Here is a 20,957-nt window from a genome sequence, read left to right as displayed (position 1 = left end):
AGTTTTCAAGGTGCAAAGATTATATGGTGGGCTTGGATGGACTCGAACCATCGACCTCACGCTTATCAGGCGTGCGCTCTCACCACCTGAGCTACAAGCCCAAGAATCTAATGGTGGAGATGAGGAGATTCGAACTCCTGACCCCCTGCGTGCAAGGCAGGTGCTCTCCCAACTGAGCTACACCCCCATATAATTGAGAGGTGGTCTCTCAAAACTAAACAGTGTTATACCCGGTCAAATCTCCTTAGAAAGGAGGTGATCCAGCCGCACCTTCCGATACGGCTACCTTGTTACGACTTCACCCCAATCGCTGGCCCCACCTTCGACGGTTAATCCCGGCTTCGGGTGTTGCCAACTTTCGTGGTGTGACGGGCGGTGTGTACAAGGCCCGAGAACGTATTCACCGCGGCATGCTGATCCGCGATTACTAGCGATTCCTACTTCATGCAGGCGAGTTGCAGCCTGCAATCCGAACTGAGACCTGTTTTTAGGGATTCGCTCAGGATCGCTCCTTCGCTGCCCGTTGTTTAGGCCATTGTAGCACGTGTGTCGCCCAGACCATAAAGGGCATGATGATTTGACGTCGTCCCCACCTTCCTCCGTCTTATCGACGGCAGTCTACTTAGAGTGCCCACCTTATGTGCTGGCAACTAAGTATAGGGGTTGCGCTCGTTGCGGGACTTAACCCAACATCTCACGACACGAGCTGACGACAACCATGCACCACCTGTATAGGCTCCTTAGGTTTCCCTAAGGTCGATTGCGTTTCCGCTCTCTACTACCTATATGTCAAGGCCTGGTAAGGTTCTTCGCGTTGCTTCGAATTAAACCACATGCTCCACCGCTTGTGCGGGCCCCCGTCAATTCCTTTGAGTTTCAACCTTGCGGCCGTACTCCCCAGGTGGGTCACTTATTGCGTTAGCTCCGGCACGGATGGCTTGACCACCACCCACACCTAGTGACCATCGTTTACGGCTAGGACTACCGGGGTATCTAATCCCGTTCGCTACCCTAGCTTTCGCGCCTCAGCGTCAGTGATAGGCCAGGAAGCCGCCTTCGCCACTGGTGTTCTTCCCGGTATCTACGCATTTCACCGCTACTCCGGAAATTCCACTTCCCTCTCCTATACTCAAGAGATACAGTTTTATCGGCAAGCCCGTGGTTGAGCCTCGGGTTTTTACCGGTAACTTGTATCCCCGCCTACACGCCCTTTACACCCAGTAATTCCGGACAACGCTCGCCCCCTACGTATTACCGCGGCTGCTGGCACGTAGTTAGCCGGGGCTTCCTCTTTGGGTACTGTCCTTTTCATCCCCAATGACTGAGCTTTACGACCCGAAGGCCTTCTTCGCTCACGCGGCGTCGCTGCGTCAGGGTTTCCCCCATTGCGCAAAATTCCCCACTGCTGCCTCCCGTAGGAGTCTGGACCGTGTCTAAGTTCCAGTGTGGCCGGTCGCCCTCTCAGGCCGGCTACCCATCGTCGCCTTGGTGGGCTGTTATCTCACCAACTAGCTAATGGGACGCAGGCCCATCCATGACCGCTTTGTCGCTTTCTTTATACATTATGCAATGTGTAAAGGTACCGGGTATTACCTTCGGTTTCCCGAAGCTATCCCCGTGTCATGGGCAGGTTACCTACGTGTTACTCACCCGTCCGCCGCTAAGTTTAAGCTGCTTTGACCGAAGTCGCTGCAGCTTATCCTTCGCTCGACTTGCATGTGTTAGGCACGCCGCCAGCGTTCGTCCTGAGCCAGGATCAAACTCTCATGTTATTGCTTTTAAAATTCGCTAAATCTTTTCGAAACTCTCAGGCATAACACTGTTCAGTTTTCAAAGACCACTTTAGTTAATTTCGACTGGATTTTTATCTTACTACATTTTAATAATCTTGTCAAGGTTTTTCATGTGATTAATTTACAGTCTATCCAATCTGCATCAACCGTTTCTCAGCTTTAGTCTAACACGGAAACGGCCAACGTGGTATAATATATCATAAACAGATTTCAACTTCAATTATTGCAAACAATCACCTTTTAATTTCTAGTCCGAAATCCTCTTATATACTTCATATATCGCACTTTTTCATCGTTATAAAATATTATTTGAAATCCAAAATCGCGTGAGGAACATTTCCAATAATAATAGTTTCCACCAAAGGAACATCTGTCTTAACAGTTATATTTGAGCTTAGCAGAGGTCGTATAATTTGAATATTAGTTGTTACTTCCAAAACTATAATGTGTCTTGTTTGATTTATACCTGCCTCTTCAAAAGCTTCGACCGTATTAACATGTGCAGTACCGGCAGGTAATAGCGACAGATGTATTGCAGGACCAAAATTTGATAATATTTTGCTGCCTGTAGCTAAACCTATAGGTAATGTAATTCCGTCCATAGTTACTTCACGTAAGGCCTTTATTACTTCTAATGCGGTTTCCGACTCTAGTCTATTTATTTCTACAGTATTTATCTGAATTAAAGTTATCTGGCCGCTGGTATCCTTATGTATTGATATTAAATCCTTGTATTGCACATTTTTTGCTATTTTGTTTTTCACTGCCTCGTTAATAGCTTCTGTTGAAATAATTCTCGCTTGGGCTTCAGCAATAGCTATTATATTAGGGGTTAATTGATACTCAATAAAACTAAACACGCCAAAAAAAAGGATTATAAATAGAAAAATTGATATATAAATTTTCAGGGTCCTGAATTTTAAAGTCCTTAAAAATCGTCGGACTCTAAACATAAAAAAGCCCCCCTTCCTGTCTATTTTATGCATAAAAGGGGAATAATGTGACTTTTCCAAGCGTTTTAATTGATGTAAAAGTTACATTTCGTAAATAAATAACAGCTGAAAAATTTAAATATCAAGACTAGTCAATGAAGGATTTATATGCCTTTCTGCCATACATTGGTTCCGCACTTTTTACCGCACATACTACAGCCTTTGCAACCACTTCGGCTGCAAGGATTCCAATCGTAGTAACATCTGCTTCTATGTTCCCTAATGAAAGACAAAAAATAGTATCCCCATCAAACATAGTATGAACCGGTCTAATAGTCCTTGCAAAGCCGTCATGCGCCATAGAGGCAGTCTTTTTTGCTCCGGATTTAGAAAGTGAGGCATTTGTGGCGACTACACCAATAGTGGTATTCCTGCCAAAAAAGTTTTTAGATTTTAGCTCATTCTTTATACTTTCAATGGTGTTTGCAAATCCTGTTTTCGTTTTATTTAAAGCTCCTGCCAAAATATTTCCTGTATCATTATCCGTTACATCCCCTAAGCAATTCACAACTACAAGAGCAGCCACCACTAATTCGCCAATTTTGATAGAAGCAGTGCCAAGACCGCCCTTCATGGAAAACTCATCACCAAAATATTTGCCTACGGTAGCTCCGGTTCCTGCTCCAATATTTCCTAATACATCATTTTTTGTCTTGGTGTTCAGACAAGCTTCATAGCCCATGTTGAAATCAGGCCTTTTCCTAAAGTCTCCAACAGTTAAATCAAAAATTACAGCGGCCGGTACAATAGGAACCTTTGTTACCCCAACATCAAAACCGATCCCTTTTTTCTCCAGATAATGCATAACCCCCGATGCACCATCAAGGCCAAAAGCACTTCCGCCGCTCAAATATACGGCATGTACTTTTTGTACTAAATTTTCAGGAGCCATCAAGTCTGTTTCTCTGGTTCCGGGAGCTCCTCCACGCACGTCAACACCAGCAACTGCACCTTCACTACATAAAACAACCGTGCATCCGGTCCCAGCCTCATAATCCTGTGCGTGACCTACCTGTATTCCCTTTACATCGGTCAAATAACCTAACATTTTTATGTTCCTTTCTCAAACTAAGCATTACGACTTTTGCTTTACCAGTTTTACTATTTCCTTTGGTATTTCATGGTCAGGTAACACTAAATCAACACACCCAGTTTCATAAGCAGCCCTAGGCATTCCGTAAATAACCGATGTGCTTTCGTCTTGAGCCATAGTCAAACCGCCCTTGGCTTTAATTGCTTTTACACCTTCAGCTCCATCCCTTCCCATTCCCGTAAAAACGCAGCAAATAATCTTGTCTTTATAAACTTCGGCAGCTGAGATGAATAATTTATCAACTGCCGGCCTTACTCCGTGGATAGCCGGAGATGTATCAAGAATGATTTTCCCGGGATTTACGATCATGTGATATCCTCCCGGAGCTATATAAACTACCCCTGGTTTAATAACATCTTCGTGTTTTGCTTCAACTACTCTAAGAAAACTGTTTTTGTCCAACCTGTCTGCAAACGCTTTGGTAAATCCCGCAGGCATATGCTGAACTACAAATACCGGAATGCCTATATCCTTAGGCAGACTTGTAATAACATCATACAGCACTTTTGGGCCGCCGGTAGAAGCACCTAATGCTATTGCTTCAATCTTACCGATCGCCTCAATGTGTACATATTTTTCTTCGGTAACTACTTTTGACATATTCATATTTACTTTTTTATTTTTAAGTTTCCATGCATAGCGTATTTTATCAAGTAAATTCCTTTTCATTTCTTGCATTTGGTCAATCGTCGCTCGACTTGGTTTTTCTACAAAATCAAAAGCTCCTGTACTAAGTGCTTCAATTGTTACAACCGAACCTTCTGTGGTAAGGCCGCTTAACATAATTACTTCAGCAGAACTTATTTTCTTAATCTCTCTCAACACTTCCAACCCATTTTTACCGGGCATTTCAACATCTAGCGTTACTACATCAGGTTTTAAAGACTTAACTTTTTCAATAGCTGTATTTCCATCTCCTGCAGAATCGATCACCTTCATATCGGGTTCTTTATTTATCATATCCGATATATACTTTCTCATAAAAGCCGAATCATCAACGACTAATACCCTTATTCTTTCCATCATACTGCCCCCAAAAAACCATTATTTGTTTGTTGCACTTAGAATATTAATATTTGTATCATGAAACTTCTGCTATTTTTCTTGCAACAAGCTAAGTTTCCTTTTTATTTCTTTAAATTTCTTCTCTTCCCCCATGTCTGTTGGACAATAGTATTGTGTGCCAATTAAATTTTCCGGCAGACATTCCATGGATGCAACCTTGTTTTCAAAATCATGTGCATATTTATAGCCCTTGCCATAGCCCAAATCCCTCATTAGATTTGTCGGAGCATTTCTTATATGTAGCGGAACAGGTTGTGCAATGGTTTTTTCTGCATCTTCCCTTGCTTTAAGATAGCCAATATATACGGCATTGGATTTTGGTGCCAGTGCTAGATATACCGCCGCCTGAGCCAAGCTTGTGCTGCACTCCGGCATACCAATAAAATGTGCTGCATGAAATGCTGCAACCGCCTGCTCCATAGCTTTCGGTTCAGCTAACCCTATATCTTCTGATGCAATGCGGATCATCCTTCTTGCTATATATAGTGGATCCTCACCCGATTCTAACATTCGGGCAAGCCAATAAACTGCAGCATCACTATCGCTGTTTCTTATAGATTTATGGAATGCCGATATAAGATTATAATGTTCTTCGCCTTTTTTATCATACAAAAAGGTTTTCTTTTGAAAAGCTTGTTCAAGTATATCATTCGTAATATAAATAGAACCATCTTTTGCCGGTATTGCAATTAGAGCTGAAAGTTCTAGCGTATTCAATGCTACTCTGGCATCTCCGTTAGAATATACTGCAAGCTTTTCAAGGGTTTCATCACTAATGTCCACATTCATCTTACCTAATCCACGTTCTTTATCTTTTATAGCTCTTTTTAACAGTAATATAATATTTTCTGGTTTTAAAGGGTTTAATGTAAATACTTTTGACCGTGAAAGAAGAGCAGAATTTAATTCAAAAGAAGGATTTTCAGTAGTAGCTCCTATTAAAATTATGTCTCCCTTTTCTACAAAAGGCAGAAAAGCATCTTGCTGTGATTTGTTAAATCGATGAATTTCATCAATAAAGAGTAATGTTCTTTGACCATACAGCCTGCGTTCTTCAGCTTGCTTCATAACTTCTCTTATTTCCTTTATTCCCGAAAGCACGGCACTAAAATTTTCAAATTTAGCATGGGTTTTTTCTGCAATAATTTTAGCAAGCGTTGTCTTGCCTACTCCTGGCGGTCCCCATAATATCATAGATGTAATGCTGTCACTTTCAATAAGCTTCCTCAATACCTTTCCTTCACCAAGTAAATGTTCTTGGCCCTCAAATTCATCAAGAGTTTGGGGCCTCATTCTATCAGCCAATGGACCTGGAGTTTTATTTTTATCCATATCGAAAATTGAGGTTTGATCATTCATTATTATCACCCAAAGATTTTAAATTCTTTATATTTCCCTTCATATTCTTCCCAAATTACTTTTGTCCTTTCAACTTTAGCCCATCGAACATCATTTTTGACATAATCCAGTAATGATAGTATCGCTACTTCATCCCCTTCAACTTCAATCTTAACGCTGCCATCAGGCATATTTTTAACATATCCGGATAGTCCTAGACTTACAGCTTTTCTATAAACTGAATATCTCATACCTACACCTTGAACTATTCCATAAAGAAAAATGCGAGCAGATTTTTTCATTAAAAGCCACCTCTGCAACAAACCATTTGAACTAACCTCAAAAACTAATTATAGATGTTATGATATTTAAAGTATAATAGCTCTTATATCAGAACAAACTGAGAAACATCGAATAAACGCATCAAGCCATCAAGCAACTAGAATATTACCAGTAATAATAACTTAGAAAGAATTTAAAATCAAGTACCATAGCATAAATCAAACGCTGCTCTATGAGCAAAAATCCAAAGTTCTTTTTGATTGTTACAAGCAATAAGAATGGCTTGGCAAATTGTAAGCACATCTTCCAAGACGTTTAAGAAATACTAAAGCAGAACCCGTTTAATAGGATTTTTCGTAAAATAGGTAGAGGAAAATGTTCTTATAAAAAAACAATATTAAACATCCCTGAATATTTATTTTATATATAAGGTTATTTTCTATGTTATTATTAAAAAATCCTGCTATATTATTAATAATGAAAATGTATTTCTTTTATCAATAACAAGTTAAATACAAATTAGAGGTCAAGACAGGTTACTGTAAACCTATCTGACCTCTACCTGCTTACTTGAATTGCAACTAAATGTTATACATTTAAATTTCGATCATGACGTAAAAAGCTGATTTTAGCTTAAAAATATCTATCCATGGTTCCTGATTATGATAGAGCGAACTTTATATTAAATATAGCAAAATTTATTTTTATGTCTGCCATATTTATTGTGTCTAAAATATTACCATATTAAAGAATTATGCAGATTAATCCGCCACTGCCTTCATTTACAATACGTTGGAGTGTCTCTTGAATCTTTTCTTGTGCTGATTCCGGCATATTTAAGAGCTTATTTTGTATTCCTTCGCGCACAAGATCATTTAAAGATTTGCCAAATAAATTAGTTTCCCAAAGTTTTGATGGATCGCTTTCAAATTCACTCATTAAATAATTAATAAGTTCTTCACTCTGTCTTTCCGTACCGATAATAGGTGATACTTCTGCATTAATATCAGTTCTTATCATGTGAATGGACGGCGCTACAGCTTTTAATTTAACACCGAACCTGCCTCCTTGACGAATAATCTCCGGTTCCTCCAGTGTCATCTCATCTAATTGAGGAGGTACTATTCCATAGCCTACCTTCTGAACATCTTCTAAGGCTTTAGCCACCTTATCATAGGCTTTCTTTGCCTCGGTCAGTTCTCCCATGATTTGTAAAAGGTCTTTTTCTCCCTTTATTGTCATATCAGAGAACTCGCTAAGAACCTGGTAAAATAGGTCTTTGCTGACATCCATTAAAACTTCTGCTACTCCCGAACCTAAATTCATTTCCTTTAGTTGAACTTTTTCAATAAAATCATAAATCTTTGAGACTTCTAAAGTTTTTTCCATATCTCTCAATCGTTTTATGTCTTTTACGGTATCTTTAATTGCCTCTTCAAATTTCTGCCTAAGCCAATGCTCCTTCTCAAGCACTTGAATCCAGTCAGGTATACTTATATTTATTTCCATAATCGGGAACTCGTAAAGAACTTCTTCCAATATTTTATATATATCCTCCACATCCATGTTCGCACAATCTACAGGCAAAACTGGTACATCATACCTTGACTCAAGTATTTCTTTTATATTTTTGGTTTTTTCATCATAAGGTTGTGCCGTATTCAGTACAATAACAAAGGGCTTACCAATAGATTTTAATTCCTCAACAATTCTTTCTTCAGCTGGAACATAGTTTTCTCTTGGAATCTCAGTAACAGATCCATCAGTAGTCACAACCAAGCCCAAGGTAGAGTGTTCTTCAATAACCTTTCTTGTCCCGATCTCAGCAGCTTCTTGGAAGGGAATTTCTTTTTCAAACCAAGGCGTGGTTACCATTCTGGGGCCGTTTTCATCCTCATATCCCAAAGCACCTCTGACACTGTAGCCAACATTATCTACTAATCTAACTCTGAACTTAATATTATCTTTAATGGTTATTTCTACGGCTTCACTTGGAATAAATTTTGGTTCTGCAGTGGTAATGGTTCTACCTGCACCGCTTTGCGGAAGCTCATCTTTAGCTCTTAAACGTTCATTAGAATCCGGTATATTAGGTATAACCATCAGTTCCATAAATTTTTTAACAAATGTCGATTTACCTGCACGTACAGGACCTACTACACCAATATAAATATCCCCTCCGGTCCTTTCAACAATATCTCTAAATAAATCAAATTTTTCCATCCATTTCCCTCCTTTTTTCTTTCCCCCCCTTCAAATTAATAATGCCTTACTTTTGTTGCTAAAGCTTATCCGAGTTTCCAGCGGAGGGGTGATTTACTTTAACAATATACAATATATATATATGACAAGGTATATTGTTTATTACTTAAAAAAAATAAAAAAACGTGGAAAAAAACTCCACGTTTTTTAACGTATAAAAAAATTTTGTGAAATCGTATCCTCATGCTCGTGCTTACCGACTCTATTCATAAGAGAATTAACAGCAGCAGCAGGATTTTTCCCTTCAAAAAGTACTAAATATGCTTGTTCAGTTATAGGCATCTCGATCCCATATTTTTTAGCCAGTAAAAATGTTGCTTTGGTTGTATTAAAGCCTTCTATAACCATATTAGTAGATTCTGTAATTTCTTTTACTGTCTTTCCTTGGCCTATTTTCATACCTGCTTTCCGATTACGGCTAAATTGGCTACTGCAAGTTACGATGAGATCTCCTATTCCTGAAAGGCCCGAAAAAGTTTCAGGCTTTGCACCAAGTGCTATACCCAACCTGATTATTTCAGTTATACCGCGAGTCATTAAAGCCGCTCGACTATTATCGCCAAATCCAAGGCCATCGGAAATCCCCGAACAAATAGCTATCACATTTTTTAGTGCACCGCCTAGTTCAACTCCAATAATATCGGTATTTGTATAGATTCTAAAATTGGTATTCATAAGGGCATCCTGAAGCATTTCGGCTGCATGCTGATTAGAAGAAGCTGCCACTATTGCAGTCGGCAGATTCCTAATTACTTCTTCGGCATGACTGGGTCCTGATAATGCTACGAGATTTTTATTATCTCCATTGTATAGTTCTTCAGCCAAGACTTGTGACATACGTTTAAAGCTGTCGAGTTCTATACCTTTAGAAGCACTTACAACAACAACATCATTTTTTAAATAATATCGTAACTGTTTAGCCATCACCCTAACTGCATGAGATGGAACTGCCATTATAACAATATCAGCTTTTGATACTACCTGCTCGAGGTTTGTAGAAATATTTATTTCTGTCGATATTTTTGCACCGGGCAAATATAATCTGTTCTCATGTGTTTTTATAATTTCATCTGCTAATTTTCTACGCCTAACCCAAAGATATGTACAATTAGCATTTTCGGCTGCTATATTAGCTAAAGCCGTCCCCCAGCTTCCAGCACCTATCACAGCTACTTTTAACATATTCAGTCTTCACCCTTCCTTTGCCTTGGTTTTATAATTATAGGAGTTCCTTCAAATCCAAAAGTCTGGCGAAGGGTATTCTCTAAATACCTTGCATATGAAAAATGAAAAAGCTTTATATCATTTACAAAAAAAATAAAGGTTGGCGGCTTTATTCCTGTCTGTGTAGCATAAAATATTTTTAATTTCTTTCCCTTGATGGACGGTGGTTCTGATACGGCAGTGGCTTCTCTCACTAATTCATTTAATAAACTTGTCTTGACTCTAAAAGTATAATTGTCCATGACAAAATTTATAAGTTCTAAAATGCGACCGACTCTCTGGCCTGTTTTAGCCGAAACGTAAACAATAGGTGCATATTGCATAAAAGCCAATTCATTTTTTATTTTTTTACTAAATTCATCAGTTGTATGTGAATCCTTATCTATTAAATCCCATTTGTTTACGATTATTATTACTGCTTTTCCGGCCTCATGTGCAATACCTGCTATCCTTTTATCTTGTTCCGATATATTCTGGGATGCATCTAAGACCATTAGCACAACATCTGCCCTGTCTATAGCACCTAAAGCCCGCACAGTGCTGTAATATTCCACATCTTCACTTATCCTGCTCTTTTTCCTAAGTCCTGCGGTATCAATAAAAAGCATCTTTTTCCCATTAATTTCAAAATATGAATCTATAGCATCTCTTGTAGTTCCGGGAATATCGCTTACTATAACCCTTTCCTCTCCTAAAATAGCATTTAAAAGTGAGGATTTTCCTACATTAGGCTTACCTATAATAGCTACTTTAATAATGTCTTCATCTTCTGACAAAATATGCGGTTCTTCTATATAATCCGTTATTTTATCAAGTAAATCTCCTACAGCCAAACCATGAACTGCTGAAATAAATATTGGATCACCGAAACCTAATTTATAAAATTCATAATCATAAGCTGTATTTGTATAGTTATCTACCTTATTAACTACTAATAAGACCGGTTTACCACTTCTTCTTAAAATCTGAGCTACATCTAAATCAGTTGGAGTAAGCCCCTCTTTTCCATCCACCATAAACAGAATTAGATTTGCAGTTTCGATGGCAAAATCCGCTTGGCGCTTCATTTGACTAAGTATTATGTCTTTACTTGCCGGTTCTACTCCTCCTGTGTCAACCATGGTAAACTTTTTGCCATTCCATTCTGCCTCTCCATAAATCCTGTCACGGGTTACACCGGGTTTATCATCAACGATGGAGATTCTTTTTCCGATAATTCTGTTAAATAGTGTTGATTTACCAACATTTGGCTTACCAACGACTGCAACAATAAAACTCATTTTATGGCCCCCATAATCATATTCTGCAAATTAATAGATAAGTCCTGATTACTCATATGTTTATTTTATAGCAAGTTATATTACCTGCTATTAATATTATGTCAAAAAGCAGTTTTAAGTCAAGTTAAATTTGTCATCATTTGTTCCTTCATTTTTACATTGTTTACTAAGGAAGTGAAGCTTTCGTATTTTTGCTGAATACCTATAATCGTCAACGGCCTACCAATACTCACAAGACCTAATCTCCTTGAAAAAAAACCTCCTACCTTAGTTATCATATTTACATTTTTTAGAGTATCTATCATCAATAAATCTTGGAGATCCAAGCCTGAATGTTCTAAAAAACTTAGTATAGCCTTTTTTATTATTTTTCTATGGTTTGCCATGCCCAATATAAAAATCTCTGAGTTGAATTCATCTTTTCCCATATAGAAAGGTGTTCCTATTTCAGAGGTCTCTATTTTATCATAGTATGGCAAACGTTTAATTTCATTTGAAGTTGGAATTCGCTCAACAGGCAATAGGCCAAGATGAATGGAAGCGGCCACCACTGATGAATGGGTACTGCCATAGCAACAATAAAATATTCTCATCTATTCACCTCTTGCTTATTTCCTTCATAAATTGGTTCGGCTTTAACACACTGAACCTTCTTTATTATCTTATCATAATTCTTTGCAATACCTTTTAACACTAGCTTCATTCCTGTTTTAATTAAACCTAATCTTTTAATCAATAAAATTCCAAGTAACAGCAAAATATTGTAATAAGGGTTGAGATCTATTAACATTACTGAATCTTTCCCAAAGCCATATATCTCTGCTACACCCTTTAAAGCTTTTTCTAATATTTTACCGGAATTCTTTGAACCCATTACATAAATTTCGCTTTTTTTATCATCTATCCCTATAAAAAAAAGCTCTCCAAGCTCCATATCGCTTATTTTATTGAATAAACGCAGCGAAAGAATATCATTTTTATTATATTTATTAACGTCAATTAACTCCAGATGCAATGAAGCAGCTACCACAGCAAGGTAGCTGCCCCAATAGCAAGAATAAATTACTTTCAACTTGGTTTTCTCATTCCTTCTTGTTTTTATCGTTTATTCGTTGTCATTATCTTTCTTTTTCTCATTTAATGTCGATTTTCTGCTGGAAAAGCTCTTAAGCTTTGCTGATAATTCATTTATACCTCCTGTAGATATAAGCATATAACCTCCAAAGCCTACAATTATCAAGCCTATTACCCACAGTAATGTCTTAAATGTATTGCTGCCCTCCTTTGGTACTTCTGTAGTTTTTCTTCCGCTTAGATCGATTTCTTTCTCATAGTCCTCGCCATAAAGAGTTGTAGCGATAACATCCGCTAAAATATTAGCTCCATCTTGTGCCTTATATCTTGAATTTGTATAAGTACCAGCTTCAATTAATATACTTCTTGGATAAAGATCTTGATTAAAGCCACCTTTTCCATAAAAAATTCCTTTTATAAGTCCTGGATATTTTTTATCAGCCGTTGCCTTAATTTGTTTAGCAAAATTATCTATAGTATTCAGTTGAGGATTCTGCCGGCCCACTACTAGCTGCATCTTAGCTATTGTTTGGCCTTTTACCTGGCCTTGATATTCTTCGGCCGGAACCCCATCACGATGGATATCTATAATCGCATCTGGAACATTTTTCAAGAGTTCGGTTGCAGTGCGTCGTGATCTTTGATATGCCATTGAATCGTGAGGGTCATGTGGTTGATAAGACTGAATCACTTTTATGCCTTTTTTTTCTAAAGCTGTTTTTAAAGCCGAACCTACTTTAAAAATTCCTCCTTTATATGGAATACTTGCTTTGCCATCGGTTGGTATATATGACTCATCGCTATGCGTATGGTATATTGCGACAACTTTCTCTTTCTTTTCACCAGACGTTTTTAACGTATCCTGTTTATCCTGAAAAATTTCTGAAGTAACTTGTGATTCTGGTAGCTCTAGCGCTTGCTCGATATCTACCTCTTCTTTAAATTTAGCATAAGCTTTATTGCCGGATACCTTAACGATTTCATATAATATATTCTGTTCGTTCAAATATTGATCTCCTATACTGACGACTCTAGCTGTGGAAAATATTTTTTTATTGGTTCCTTCTTCATAGACAGTGTAATAGCCTTTTTCCATTTCTTGCTCGGCTAACGCCGTCGGAGCCCACAGAAGCATTAAGACTATAATGATTGTGATTATTTTAGTCGGTATCTTATTCTTACTTGCTGCTCTCATCATTTTCACCTTCTTCCTTAGGCTCATCATGTTTTAGCAGTACATTCATTTTTGGAGGTTCTTTCTTTGATTTCTTAACAGCCCAGCTGCCACCCTTAAGTTTTTCACCGGTTTCACCGACTATTTCACATAATCCAACTGCAATTACCCCTGAAATGACTACTGCATCTAAAATTCCTGCCCCTCCAATAGTTGTGCTTGCAGTTCTTCCTGTAACACCAAAAGCTGAAATAATGTCACTTATTGTTATTCCTAAAATACCGGCTATAAACGCTCCTCTTCTCGAGCGGCCAAAGACGTATGCTATAATACCTGCTAAGATAGAAAAAGCTATTATTGGCTCAATAAACATTGTTCCCGGTTCCGCAGGCAGTACTTTACCGGCAATATAAACTGTAATTCCTGTTATAATAGATGCAATTATAGATCTTAACTTTTCTATATCTTCATCAGAAGTAGCAATAAGGTAAATTGCAATAACAATCGGTATAACACCACCGCCAATATTTATAGACATTCGAGATCCAAGGGGAATATTCGGTAAAAAACTTCCTACTATCATTGCTCCTATAAATATTATTGCCATACTATCCGTTATACGCATTCTGTCCAAGACCCTTTGTAATAATCCGAAATAAATCATTACCGCTATTAAAATCAGTAAAATAACTCCTACAGGCATTTTTTTACTCCTTTCTAGAAAAATTCCTGTCATTAGGTTGCCCGTAGAATTTTAAAAATATACTTATTACATGGTTAATCCAAATAATGCTGCAGCTAAAATTACAATCTTAAAACAATAAAAAAAGCTACACAAATTAATGTAGCTTAGATTGAAACTTTATATGCGTTTTACCTATTCTATTTATGCTGACAAATCTTACATACTTTGCATTTTTCATCAGTACATCTTGCCGTAGCTTCGCCTTTGATTGCTCTATTATATTCAGAAATAAAATATTCCTTTTTTAAACCTAAATTAATATGGTCCCATGGTAAAACATCATTCTTGCGTAATTGTCTATGTGCATAATATTTTATCCCTTTGCCGTCAATTTCTGCTTTATTAAAGGCTGAAGTTCTAGCACCGCTTTTATATATATCATAAAGCAGCAGACCTGTTTGTCGATTTCCTCGGGAAAGAGCAGATTGAATTTCAGAAAGGCGGGGACTTTCAAAAATTACTTTGATTCCCTTGGGTTTTAAACGGTTTTGTATTAATTTAATCCTTTCATTTAATACTCCCACGGACTCCATTCCTAGCCACTGAAAAGGAGTAAAGGGTTTTGGGATAAAAGGGTTTATACTTATAGTAAGGTTACCGCGCTTATTTCCCAATGCTTTCATGTAATCCTTTAAAAATGTTAAAAAATCTATCATTTCATCTATATCATCCTCAGTTTCTCCCGGTAAGCCTATGATGTAATATAATTTCACATTTTCAATGCTATATTGATATGCCAACTTTACAGCATTTATTACATGTTCATCTGTAATCCCTTTATTTATAATTTTTCTTAACCTATTAGAACCGGCTTCAGGTGCAACGGTTAATGTTTTATGTCCGCTATAGGCAAGTCCCATCATCAAAGGCTCTCGTAATGTATCGGCCCTTAGGGACGATACTGAAAATTTAATACCGTTTTCTACAAACTTTTCGGCGAGCTCATCAATAAAGGGATAATCTGAAACAGCCGCTCCAACAAGCCCAATTTTTCCTTTGTATTTTAGGCCAAATTCCGATCGTTCCAATATTTTATCCATAGATCTATAGCGAGGGACTCTATAACAATATCCTGCCATACAAAATCTACAATTTCTGCCGCATCCTCTTGATATCTCTATTAAAAACATATCCTTAAATTCAGTATAAGGCGTTAAAATAACCGATTCGGTATCATACTTGTTTATATCTCTTACCCATCGTTTTTTTATTTGCCTCGGTGCAAGAGATGTAGTTGTTATGTTCTGAACATTGCCTTCCCTATCATATTCAATATCATAAAAAGAAGGAACGTAAACTCCCTCTATTTGTGCTAAAGCTTCAAGTATCTCCTGTTTTTCCCTGTTCTTCAATTCCTTATATTTTCCCATTATTTCATGAATTACTTCTTCGCCTTCGCCGACAACAAAAAAATCCACAAAAGGTGCTAGCGGTTCTGGATTAAAAGTGGCTGCAGGTCCACCGACCATTATTAATGGTGTTTGTCTGTCTTGCGAAAAAACCGGAATCTTCATCGTTTCAAGGATTTTGATAATATTTATATAATCCATTTCAAAAGATATGGAAAAACCAATAATGTCATATTCATTTATAGGTTTGTCCGCTTCCAATGTATTAATTTCACAAGGATAACTATTCTTTAAAGAAAGAAAAGCTCTGTGGCACAATGCATCTTCTCTTGAATTTATCTGAAAAAATATAGAATGAAATCCCAGATTAGACATTCCGATACTGTAAGTATTTGGATATACTAATGAAACATTTACAGGCACAGATCCTATGGTTTTTACAGGCGTAAAAGCTGTTTCACTGGATATAATATTTTTTATGATAACTTTGTCCTGATACTTTCCGGTCATTTAACTGCCTCCATAAAGCATAAAATAATTACTTATTGTTTTTTAATTTTTTTATTTCCTCAATATAAGAATCTATATCTTTAAATTGTCTATAGACCGATGCGAATCGGACATAAGCCACTTCATCCATTTCCTTTAGTCTATCCATTACCATCTCGCCAATCCTGCGACTTTCAATTTCCTGTTCCATCGTATTTTTTAGCTCTTTTTCTATATCATTTGCAATGTTTTGGAGGTCGTCTATAGAAATGGGCCTTTTTTCACAGGCTTTAATTAAACCGTTTATTATTTTATGCGGATCAAAGACCTCCCGCATTCCGCTCTTTTTTATCACAGTCAGCGGTAACTCATCAACCCTTTCATAAGTTGTAAATCTTTTTTTGCATGAAGGGCATTCCCGACGCCGTCGTATTATAGTTCCTTCCTCTGTTGGCCTTGAATCCATAACCTTGCTGTCGGTATTTCCGCAAAACGGGCATTTCATTCAGCCACCTCCTTTTACAACTATTATAAAGCTTCTCCCGGCAAATATAAAGCAATTTCAATCATTCTAGCCTTGTTGGATTAATATAATCTAATTCCACTAGAATAACATCGGATCCTATTCTTTTTATTTGTTCCCACGGTATTACATAATCTCCTGACTTAGAAAAAAAACTGAATACTTTATTTTGTCCGGGAATTATTATAGACTTTACTACACCTTTCTCTAAATCAATATCCAAATCTGTAACAAAACCCAGTCTTTTACCATCAGTTATATTTATGACCTCTCTTTGTTTTAAATCTGATGTCTTAATCATATATACAACCTCCGTAATTTATATTATATTATCATATATAAGTATATTACTGAAATACAAAAAACGTGAATAAAAAAACTAAGGTCTTAAAAGACCTTAGTTTTTGCTAACACTTTTTGTTATATCTTGTTTTGCCATAATATTCATCGTGGTTAAATTTTTGGTATTATATGCAACAACGCTCTTAGGTGCTAAATAGAAATTCATTAAAACTAGAAATGTTACAGCTAATACAATACATCTATTTATACACAACCGCATCTGCATCATCTCCATTTATATAAATTTCCTCATATGCTTAAGTGCTGCTTTTTCAAGTCGGGAAACCTGTGCCTGTGATATGCCAATTTCCTGGGCAACCTCCATCTGTGTTTTCCCTTCAAAGAATCTTAAATTTAAAATCTTCTTTTCTCTTTCACCCAGTCTTTGCATTGCTTCCTTAATAGATATGCCTTGAAGCCATTGGTCATCTTGATTTTTCTCGTCACTTATTTGATCCATGACAAAGATTGGATCTCCCCCATCATGATAGATTGGTTCAAATAGAGAAACCGGTTCCTGGATAGCATCTAGTGCAAATACGACTTCTTCGCTGGGCATATTCATCTCTTTCGCCACTTCATTTATGGACGGTTCTCTAGAGTTTTTGGTAACCAAGCTATCTCTTACTTGAAGAGCTTTATATGCAGTGTCTCTAAGAGAACGACTTACTCTTATTTGATTATTGTCTCTCAAATACCTACGTATTTCACCGATTATCATTGGAACAGCATATGTTGAAAATTTTACATTTTGGCTCAGATCGAAGTTATCTATAGCCTTTATTAAACCAATACAGCCAACTTGAAATAAATCATCCACGTATTCTCCACGATTATTAAATCTTTGTATTACACTTAAAACCAGTCTTAAATTACCACTAATTAGTTTCTCTCTGGCGCTTTTATCGCCTTTTTGAAGCTGTAAAAACAGCTCCTTCATCTTCGCATTGGAAAGGACCGGAAGTTTTGAAGTATCAACTCCGCATATCTCAACTTTATTTACAATCATAGAAACCTCCTCCTGTCTTTCCAGTCTTCATTTAAAGTTTTGCCATTAGGAGGAGTTTTTATGCATAATTTAACTCAAATTACATCATACGAACCATTTCTTTTTTTAGCCTTTTTATTATTTTCTTTTCTAACCGAGAAATATAAGATTGCGATATACCTAAAAGATCCGCTACTTCTTTCTGAGTCTTTTCGACACCACCATTCAAACCAAAACGAAGTTTTATTATACATCGTTCCCTTTGTGATAATCTTTTCATAGCAGTATAAAGCAATTCTCTATCAACTTCATCTTCAATATATTTATAAATCATATCATTGTCTGTTCCTAATATATCAGATAATAACAGCTCATTGCCATCCCAATCAATATTAAGCGGTTCGTCAAAAGATACTTCCATTCTAGTCTTATTATTTCTCCTTAAATACATCAATATTTCATTTTCAATACATTTTGAAGCATATGTAGCAAGTTTGATTTTTTTATTAGGATCAAATGTATTAATTGCTTTTATAAGACCTATGGTTCCGATGGAAATCAAATCTTCTATACATATACCAGTATTTTCAAACTTACGAGCAATATAAACTACCAGCCGTAAGTTTCGCTCAATTAAAACTGTCTTAACCGTTTGATCTCCCATTTGCAATTTTTTTAAATAAAAAACTTCTTCATCACTAGTCAGCGGAGGAGGTAAAGTTTCGCTGCCTCCAATGTAATAAATAACCGGCTTCTGTAATATTCCCAATTTTTTTAATAAATTCATCAATTTTGTTTTGATTTTAGTAGACTTTATCATAATTTCCCCTCCATACTTTTTCCATTCAGTTTATGAGGATAGGATTTAATAAAGCTCTGTAAGTTCCTTCGTGTGAGAGAGTTTTTTGATATATACCAATTACAGCATCCTTAGTCGTCAAAATTTTTTTATCATATTTTATGGTCACTGAATCAGGTTTGAATCCCAACATTAAGCCTTTATTTCTTCCAATACTTTCAAAAGGTATTACTCTAAATCTACTAGCCCACTTTGAATTAGCTGCCAACTCGCTGATTGCTGCGAGGTTTTTTTCTATACCTTCTTCAAAAACAACATCAAAATCCATACCGAAGATATTTTTAACAGCGTTCAATTCAACGATAATAACCGGATAATTCGATATTGGGTCAAAAAGATCATTGCCTGTATCAATCAAGGCAGTAACTTCCGTGGTTTTTTCATCCAAAACAATAGTTATAAGAACTAGCAGAGCATCCTTAGACAATATCCTATATATTATAGGCCATATATATTTTAAAAATACAAACACTGTAAATGCAGAAACAAGTAATATCCACCAAGGAATTGAAATACTATTAAATATAATGTTATTAATTAGTGAACTTTCTTGGAGATTTAACAAAAAAAAGAATGCCAATACACCTCCGCCCATCATAAATGATATAATATATAAAAAGCTAATGGTTTTTAAAAAGTCTCTTATATTTTTCGTAGAAAAACTTATAAAAACCATAGCAATTGATAATATGATTTTAGAGGGCAGCTTTGTTAAGAATGCAAATTTCGGATATACCATTCCTATCAAAAATATACAACCCAGCACTGCACCCAAAAATAATTTATAATATACTTTTTCCTTATTCAAAATCAAGGCAACAAGGTACAATATTACATAATTCATAATTAGATTTATAAACAAAACAACATCAAAGTAAAGAATCATATGTCCACCTCTTAACAAGACCAGCCTATAAAAAATTTATATGCATTTTTTTAATCCATTATGATTATTTTAACATCATGTTTATTAAAAAAATGTCACTTCTTAATTTATTGCATAAAAAAAAAGAGCGCTTTTTTGCGCTCCTATCTTTTTCTATTCTTCCTCAAAAATGCAGGAATCTCAAGGTCTTCGTCCATAAATTGTCCAACTTCAAATTCTTCTATTTCTAAAGGCTTTTCTTTTACGGTTTCAAAACCTGTCGCAATAACCGTAATTCTTATTTCATCCTGTAGTTTTTCATCGATAACTGCTCCAAATATTATATTAGCTTCCGGGTCAGCAACTGACGATATAAGTTCAGCAGCCTCATTAACTTCAAGCAAACCAAGATTTGCTCCTCCTGTAATGTTCAGCAGTACACCTTTTGCGCCGTCTATGGATGTTTCCAGTAAAGGACTTGATATGGCTTGTTTTGCAGCTTCAATAGCTCGGCTCTCTCCGGAGCCTTTACCGATTCCCATATGAGCTAGACCCGTGCTCAACATTATCGTCCTTACATCGGCAAAATCTAAATTAATCAAGCCTGGCACAGCGATTAAATCAGAAATACCTTGAACTCCTTGTCTAAGTATGTCATCCGCCATTTTAAAAGCATCAATCATTGAAGTCTTCTTTTCTGCTATTGATAAAAGCCTATCATTGGGGATAGTAATTAAAGTATCAACATTATTCTTTATATCACTTATTCCTAGTTCTGCGTTGGCCATTCGCTTTTTGCCTTCAAATGAGAAAGGTTTTGTTACTACACCAACTGTCAATATGCCGAGACTTTTAGATATCTCAGCAATTACCGGTGCAGCACCGGTTCCGGTTCCTCCGCCCATTCCTGCAGTAATGAAAATCATATCGGCACCACCAAGAGCTTCTTCAACTATATCCTTACTCTCTTCTGCCGCTTTCTTGCCAATTTCGGGGTTGGCTCCTGCACCAAGGCCTTTAGTGAGTTTCTCACCAATTTGTATCTTTTTGTCGGCTTTGGATAAGTAAAGAGCCTGGGCATCAGTATTAACCGAAATGAACTCTACTCCCTTCAGGCCTGCATCTATCATTCGATTTATTGCATTATTACCGCCACCACCAATTCCTATTACCTTGATATTCGCGAATTGTTCCATCTCAACATCAAAATCTAACACGTT

The 20,957-nt window shown here is 36.7% G+C and carries 19 protein-coding genes, 2 tRNA genes and 1 rRNA gene; all 22 read right to left on the bottom strand.

Translation table 11 applies throughout. The features are described 5' to 3' along the window. Window positions 1-24 precede the first annotated feature (24 nt). The 22 genes from TEPIRE1_RS05805 to ftsZ all read right to left on the bottom strand — a co-directional run bounded on the left by TEPIRE1_RS05805 (window position 25) and on the right by ftsZ (window position 20,954). Window positions 25-101 (bottom strand) — tRNA-Ile (locus TEPIRE1_RS05805). 10 nt (window positions 102-111) lie between these two features. Then, window positions 112-187 (bottom strand) — tRNA-Ala (locus tag TEPIRE1_RS05800). Window positions 188-248: 61 nt separating this feature from the next. Further along, window positions 249-1,772, bottom strand: a 16S ribosomal RNA gene (locus TEPIRE1_RS05795). A 326-nt stretch (window positions 1,773-2,098) separates the two neighbouring features. Further along, window positions 2,099-2,746 carry a sporulation protein YunB gene (gene yunB / locus TEPIRE1_RS05790; protein ID WP_013778235.1) on the bottom strand — a complete coding sequence of 216 codons (648 nt, stop codon included), beginning with the start codon at window positions 2,744-2,746 and terminating at the stop codon, window positions 2,099-2,101. 127 nt (window positions 2,747-2,873) lie between these two features. Continuing rightward, the gene (locus TEPIRE1_RS05785) at window positions 2,874-3,833 is read right to left on the bottom strand and encodes a P1 family peptidase (RefSeq protein ID WP_013778234.1); all 960 of its coding nucleotides are present in this window, start codon (window positions 3,831-3,833) and stop codon (window positions 2,874-2,876) included. A gap of 27 nt (window positions 3,834-3,860) precedes the next feature. Next, a complete protein-coding gene (locus tag TEPIRE1_RS05780; RefSeq protein ID WP_013778233.1) occupies window positions 3,861-4,901 on the bottom strand; it encodes a protein-glutamate methylesterase/protein-glutamine glutaminase in 1,041 nt (346 codons plus the stop codon). Between the two features lie 72 nt (window positions 4,902-4,973). Then, complete coding sequence (locus tag TEPIRE1_RS05775) at window positions 4,974-6,302, bottom strand: replication-associated recombination protein A (protein ID WP_015295280.1); 1,329 nt, start codon at window positions 6,300-6,302, stop codon at window positions 4,974-4,976. A 5-nt stretch (window positions 6,303-6,307) separates the two neighbouring features. Then, window positions 6,308-6,583 carry an acylphosphatase gene (locus TEPIRE1_RS05770; protein ID WP_013778231.1) on the bottom strand — a complete coding sequence of 92 codons (276 nt, stop codon included), beginning with the start codon at window positions 6,581-6,583 and terminating at the stop codon, window positions 6,308-6,310. 724 nt (window positions 6,584-7,307) lie between these two features. Beyond that, window positions 7,308-8,786, bottom strand: coding sequence for a stage IV sporulation protein A (gene spoIVA, locus TEPIRE1_RS05765; protein WP_013778230.1), 1,479 nt, complete (start codon window positions 8,784-8,786; stop codon window positions 7,308-7,310). Between the two features lie 186 nt (window positions 8,787-8,972). Then, a complete protein-coding gene (locus TEPIRE1_RS05760; RefSeq protein ID WP_013778229.1) occupies window positions 8,973-10,007 on the bottom strand; it encodes an NAD(P)H-dependent glycerol-3-phosphate dehydrogenase in 1,035 nt (344 codons plus the stop codon). Between the two features lie 2 nt (window positions 10,008-10,009). Beyond that, complete coding sequence (gene der / locus TEPIRE1_RS05755) at window positions 10,010-11,329, bottom strand: ribosome biogenesis GTPase Der (protein WP_013778228.1); 1,320 nt, start codon at window positions 11,327-11,329, stop codon at window positions 10,010-10,012. 119 nt (window positions 11,330-11,448) lie between these two features. After that, window positions 11,449-11,922, bottom strand: coding sequence for a DUF3189 family protein (locus tag TEPIRE1_RS05750; protein ID WP_013778227.1), 474 nt, complete (start codon window positions 11,920-11,922; stop codon window positions 11,449-11,451). Next, window positions 11,919-12,401 carry a DUF3189 family protein gene (locus tag TEPIRE1_RS05745; RefSeq protein WP_013778226.1) on the bottom strand — a complete coding sequence of 161 codons (483 nt, stop codon included), beginning with the start codon at window positions 12,399-12,401 and terminating at the stop codon, window positions 11,919-11,921. Before TEPIRE1_RS05745 ends, TEPIRE1_RS05750 begins: the two co-directional genes overlap by 4 nt. A 33-nt stretch (window positions 12,402-12,434) precedes the next feature. Beyond that, window positions 12,435-13,601, bottom strand: coding sequence for a stage II sporulation protein P (gene spoIIP / locus TEPIRE1_RS05740; protein WP_013778225.1), 1,167 nt, complete (start codon window positions 13,599-13,601; stop codon window positions 12,435-12,437). Beyond that, a complete protein-coding gene (locus tag TEPIRE1_RS05735; protein ID WP_013778224.1) occupies window positions 13,582-14,280 on the bottom strand; it encodes a DUF1614 domain-containing protein in 699 nt (232 codons plus the stop codon). Before TEPIRE1_RS05735 ends, spoIIP begins: the two co-directional genes overlap by 20 nt. Window positions 14,281-14,459: 179 nt before the next feature. Continuing rightward, window positions 14,460-16,181 (bottom strand): B12-binding domain-containing radical SAM protein, encoded by a 1,722-nt coding sequence (locus TEPIRE1_RS05730; RefSeq protein ID WP_013778223.1) that lies wholly within the window; start codon window positions 16,179-16,181, stop codon window positions 14,460-14,462. A gap of 28 nt (window positions 16,182-16,209) precedes the next feature. Continuing rightward, complete coding sequence (nrdR, locus tag TEPIRE1_RS05725; RefSeq protein WP_013778222.1) at window positions 16,210-16,665, bottom strand: transcriptional regulator NrdR; 456 nt, start codon at window positions 16,663-16,665, stop codon at window positions 16,210-16,212. A 61-nt stretch (window positions 16,666-16,726) separates the two neighbouring features. Then, window positions 16,727-16,984: a YlmC/YmxH family sporulation protein gene (locus tag TEPIRE1_RS05720; RefSeq protein WP_013778221.1), complete on the bottom strand. Its 258-nt coding sequence runs from the start codon at window positions 16,982-16,984 to the stop codon at window positions 16,727-16,729. 276 nt (window positions 16,985-17,260) lie between these two features. Further along, a complete protein-coding gene (gene sigG / locus TEPIRE1_RS05710; RefSeq protein WP_013778219.1) occupies window positions 17,261-18,034 on the bottom strand; it encodes an RNA polymerase sporulation sigma factor SigG in 774 nt (257 codons plus the stop codon). Between the two features lie 79 nt (window positions 18,035-18,113). Beyond that, the gene (sigE, locus tag TEPIRE1_RS05705) at window positions 18,114-18,833 is read right to left on the bottom strand and encodes an RNA polymerase sporulation sigma factor SigE (RefSeq protein ID WP_013778218.1); all 720 of its coding nucleotides are present in this window, start codon (window positions 18,831-18,833) and stop codon (window positions 18,114-18,116) included. A 25-nt stretch (window positions 18,834-18,858) separates the two neighbouring features. Further along, complete coding sequence (gene spoIIGA / locus TEPIRE1_RS05700) at window positions 18,859-19,758, bottom strand: sigma-E processing peptidase SpoIIGA (protein WP_013778217.1); 900 nt, start codon at window positions 19,756-19,758, stop codon at window positions 18,859-18,861. Window positions 19,759-19,901: 143 nt separating this feature from the next. Further along, window positions 19,902-20,954 carry a cell division protein FtsZ gene (gene ftsZ, locus TEPIRE1_RS05695; RefSeq protein ID WP_013778216.1) on the bottom strand — a complete coding sequence of 351 codons (1,053 nt, stop codon included), beginning with the start codon at window positions 20,952-20,954 and terminating at the stop codon, window positions 19,902-19,904. Between the last annotated feature and the right edge of the window lie 3 nt (window positions 20,955-20,957).

The organism is Tepidanaerobacter acetatoxydans Re1 (assembly GCF_000328765.2).
GTDB classification, from domain to species: Bacteria; Bacillota; Thermosediminibacteria; order Thermosediminibacterales; family Tepidanaerobacteraceae; genus Tepidanaerobacter; species Tepidanaerobacter acetatoxydans.
The sequence above is the reverse complement of the archived record's forward strand: the minus strand, read 5'-3'. Positions and strand labels throughout refer to the sequence as shown.

Excerpts from the sequence above, each read along its gene's own strand:
- yunB (WP_013778235.1), bottom strand. The coding sequence starts at position 2,746 with ATGTTTAGAGTCCGACGATTTTTAAGGACTTTAAAATTCAGGACCCTG.
- TEPIRE1_RS05785 (WP_013778234.1), bottom strand. The coding sequence starts at position 3,833 with ATGTTAGGTTATTTGACCGATGTAAAGGGAATACAGGTAGGTCACGCA.
- TEPIRE1_RS05780 (WP_013778233.1), bottom strand. The coding sequence starts at position 4,901 with ATGGAAAGAATAAGGGTATTAGTCGTTGATGATTCGGCTTTTATGAGA.
- TEPIRE1_RS05775 (WP_015295280.1), bottom strand. The coding sequence starts at position 6,302 with ATGAATGATCAAACCTCAATTTTCGATATGGATAAAAATAAAACTCCA.
- TEPIRE1_RS05770 (WP_013778231.1), bottom strand. The coding sequence starts at position 6,583 with ATGAAAAAATCTGCTCGCATTTTTCTTTATGGAATAGTTCAAGGTGTA.
- spoIVA (WP_013778230.1), bottom strand. The coding sequence starts at position 8,786 with ATGGAAAAATTTGATTTATTTAGAGATATTGTTGAAAGGACCGGAGGG.
- TEPIRE1_RS05760 (WP_013778229.1), bottom strand. The coding sequence starts at position 10,007 with ATGTTAAAAGTAGCTGTGATAGGTGCTGGAAGCTGGGGGACGGCTTTA.
- der (WP_013778228.1), bottom strand. The coding sequence starts at position 11,329 with ATGAGTTTTATTGTTGCAGTCGTTGGTAAGCCAAATGTTGGTAAATCA.
- TEPIRE1_RS05750 (WP_013778227.1), bottom strand. The coding sequence starts at position 11,922 with ATGAGAATATTTTATTGTTGCTATGGCAGTACCCATTCATCAGTGGTG.
- spoIIP (WP_013778225.1), bottom strand. The coding sequence starts at position 13,601 with ATGATGAGAGCAGCAAGTAAGAATAAGATACCGACTAAAATAATCACA.
- TEPIRE1_RS05735 (WP_013778224.1), bottom strand. The coding sequence starts at position 14,280 with ATGCCTGTAGGAGTTATTTTACTGATTTTAATAGCGGTAATGATTTAT.
- TEPIRE1_RS05730 (WP_013778223.1), bottom strand. The coding sequence starts at position 16,181 with ATGACCGGAAAGTATCAGGACAAAGTTATCATAAAAAATATTATATCC.
- nrdR (WP_013778222.1), bottom strand. The coding sequence starts at position 16,665 with ATGAAATGCCCGTTTTGCGGAAATACCGACAGCAAGGTTATGGATTCA.
- TEPIRE1_RS05720 (WP_013778221.1), bottom strand. The coding sequence starts at position 16,984 with ATGATTAAGACATCAGATTTAAAACAAAGAGAGGTCATAAATATAACT.
- sigG (WP_013778219.1), bottom strand. The coding sequence starts at position 18,034 with ATGATTGTAAATAAAGTTGAGATATGCGGAGTTGATACTTCAAAACTT.
- sigE (WP_013778218.1), bottom strand. The coding sequence starts at position 18,833 with ATGATAAAGTCTACTAAAATCAAAACAAAATTGATGAATTTATTAAAA.
- spoIIGA (WP_013778217.1), bottom strand. The coding sequence starts at position 19,758 with ATGATTCTTTACTTTGATGTTGTTTTGTTTATAAATCTAATTATGAAT.